Raw genomic sequence first — 2,600 nt, 5'->3', positions numbered from 1 at the left:
TTTCATATTCAGGAGCCTCCTAATATTAATATTGCGGAAAATCAGGAAAAGCCCCCTAAAAGAATTGAAATTTGTAAAAATACTTTTTTGAGTTAATCTTTCTGAGCTTATTATAACTCAGTACCGTTTTGTTTTCAATTTCATTTCTCTATTTTAATCACGAAAAAGAACGGATTTTCATCCGTTCCCGTTCTGAGTCTTGCTTACGTTTACCCTAAGATTAATTTTGTCAGATCCGTCGGTTCAACAATTTCGCCGTCTTTGTAAACGCGCATATTGCCTGACGCAATTTCATCAATTAAGATAACTTCGCCGTTATAATAACCGAATTCAAACTTGATGTCGTACAGATCAAGACCTTTTTCCGCCAGCGTGTCTTTGACAATACCGGAAATCTTCTGCGTCATCGCCTTCATCTGTGCATACTGATCCAGCGTCATGACCCCAATCGCTTCCAGACCATCCGGCGTGATCAGCGGATCACCCAGATCATCATCTTTCAGCGTTGTTTCCACATAAGCGTTCAGCGGTGTGCCGCTTTCCATATAGGCGCCATAACGACGGATGAAGCTTCCGACCGCACGGTAACGGCAGATGACTTCCAGACCTTTGCCGAACACCTTCGCCGGCAGCACTTCCATTGTCGCATTGTCGATATCCGCACTGACATAATGTGTTTTCACACCTGCTTTTTTCAAAATTTCGAAGAAATAAACCGATACTTTCAGATTTTCGCGGCCAATGCCTTCAATCTGCAATCCAACGGTGTTGGCTCCCGGATCGAAGACGCCGTCGGTGCCCGTGCAATCGTCCTTGAATTTCAGCTGGTAGTTGCCGTTGTCTAACGCGTAAACATCTTTTGTCTTTCCAGTGTAAACTTTATTCATGCCTTTTCCTCCATATAATGCAGAACTAGTTTAGCACAGTTATGCCCATTCGGCACAAAAATTTACCGCAATCTGCCAGATTTTTCTTTCCTTTTTTATCGTTTTGGCACCGCGCAGTTAAAGAAAGCGATTTCCACATTTATACCAACCTTTTTCGTGTCTTTGTTCAGACTTTTTTGTGATGAAAGTCGGGATGGAACCGGGGATCCCGGTAAAAGGCCGCCAACAGAAACACCGCCATCAAGATCCAGGCAATCGGTTCGGTATAACATACGCCCAGATACCCCAGAGCCGGCGTCAGCAGCAGCGTCGCCAGGATCTTCACGACCATCTCGATACAGCTGGAAAAGATCGGCGCCTGACTTTTTCCCAATCCCTGCAGCGCGTTGCGGTAGATAAACAAAACCGACAAAGCATAGAAGAAGAACACGTTGATTTTAAAATACTGCCGGGCGGTGGCGATGACCTGAATCTCCTTCGCGTCCACCACCAGCGCCAGGATCAAGTCAATTCCCCAGAAGGAAATGAGGATGCAGAACGTCGACCACACAAAGCTGATCGCCGTGCAGCAGTGCAGCCCTTTGCGGATCCGTTCGAGCTTCCCGGCCCCCAGATTCTGTGAAACATAGGTTGTTGCGGTAACGCCGATGCTGATCAGCGGCTGCATGAACATTTCGATCACCTTGCGGGAAGCAGTATGTCCGGCGATGATCACCGACCCCAGCTTGTTGACGGCGCTTTGCAGAATGACCGAGCCGATCGAAACGATCGAATTCATCAAACCCATGGAGATTCCCAACGACAGCTGCGCTTTCAGCATCTCTCTATCCCAGCAGAAATCCTCTTTTCCCGGAATCAGAAAGCTTGTCTTTTCTTTGATATACAAGACGCAGAGCACGACGGACAGGGCTTGGGAAATCAACGTCGCAATCGCCGCGCCGCCGACGCCCATCCGCAGGGTCTTTAAAAATACATAGTCCAGCACAATGTTGGTCAGCGAGGCCAGAATCAGAAAATACAGCGGAGTCCGGCTGTCGCCGTAGGAACGTAAGATACTGGCGGCCATGTTGTACATCATCGTGATGATCAGCCCGCCGTAAATAATAAAGATATACTCAACTGACATTCCCATGATTTCTTCCGGCGTCCCCAACAGCTTCAGTACCGGAATGCCTGTCATAAGCGCAGCGATCGTAATGCCGAGAACAAAGATCACCCCCAGCATCAGCGTGCCCGCTACCGCTTTTCTGACTTTCCCCATGTCTCCAGCGCCGACATACTGCGCGATCGGAATCGCAAAGCCCTGCGCCAAACCGATATTCAAGCCCAAAACCAGACCGGAAACCGAAGCCGTAGCGCCCATTGCCGCCAAAGCGTCCACCCCCAGAATCCTGCCGACCATCATCGTATCGGCCATATTATAAAATTGCTGGAAGACATTGCCTAACAAAACCGGCATCGCAAACATCAGGATCAGTTTCAGCGGACTGCCTTCCGTCATTCGATTATGCATTCTTTTCCCCCTTCCGATTTACAAAATCCAGAACATTATAGCCTACCTGATCTGCGCCCACAAGCTTTTTCTGAGCATCGCTTAAACATAATTAATTTGAATTGAGTATCCTGCGGCGCAAAATGGGTCAATAGTAAAAGTAAACGCAGGTAAAGAAGAAAATGTGTATCGGGGCAGAGTAAAAGGAGAAACAGAGTAAA

General features: G+C 47.7%; 2 protein-coding genes. Both read right to left on the bottom strand.

Going from position 1 to position 2,600, the window contains the following annotated elements; genetic code table 11:
• Window positions 1–209: 209 nt before the first annotated feature.
• Complete coding sequence (locus tag I2G61_RS16195) at window positions 210–887, bottom strand: phosphoribosylaminoimidazolesuccinocarboxamide synthase (protein WP_072685217.1); 678 nt, start codon at window positions 885–887, stop codon at window positions 210–212.
• A gap of 166 nt (window positions 888–1,053) precedes the next feature.
• Entirely contained in the window at window positions 1,054–2,400 is a 1,347-nt protein-coding gene (locus tag I2G61_RS16190) for an MATE family efflux transporter (protein ID WP_072685216.1), read from the bottom strand.
• Window positions 2,401–2,600: the final 200 nt, after the last annotated feature.

This window comes from Holdemania sp. 1001095H_141210_F2, from assembly GCF_015558105.1.
Lineage (GTDB): Bacteria > Bacillota_I > Bacilli_A > Erysipelotrichales > Erysipelotrichaceae > Holdemania.
Note: the sequence above shows the minus strand (reverse complement) of the source record. Positions and strands in the feature narration are given on the sequence as shown.

Bases quoted from the DNA above. Each gene is read 5' to 3' on its own strand.
- I2G61_RS16195 (WP_072685217.1), bottom strand. From the start codon at position 887: ATGAATAAAGTTTACACTGGAAAGACAAAAGATGTTTACGCGTTAGAC.
- I2G61_RS16190 (WP_072685216.1), bottom strand. From the start codon at position 2,400: ATGCATAATCGAATGACGGAAGGCAGTCCGCTGAAACTGATCCTGATG.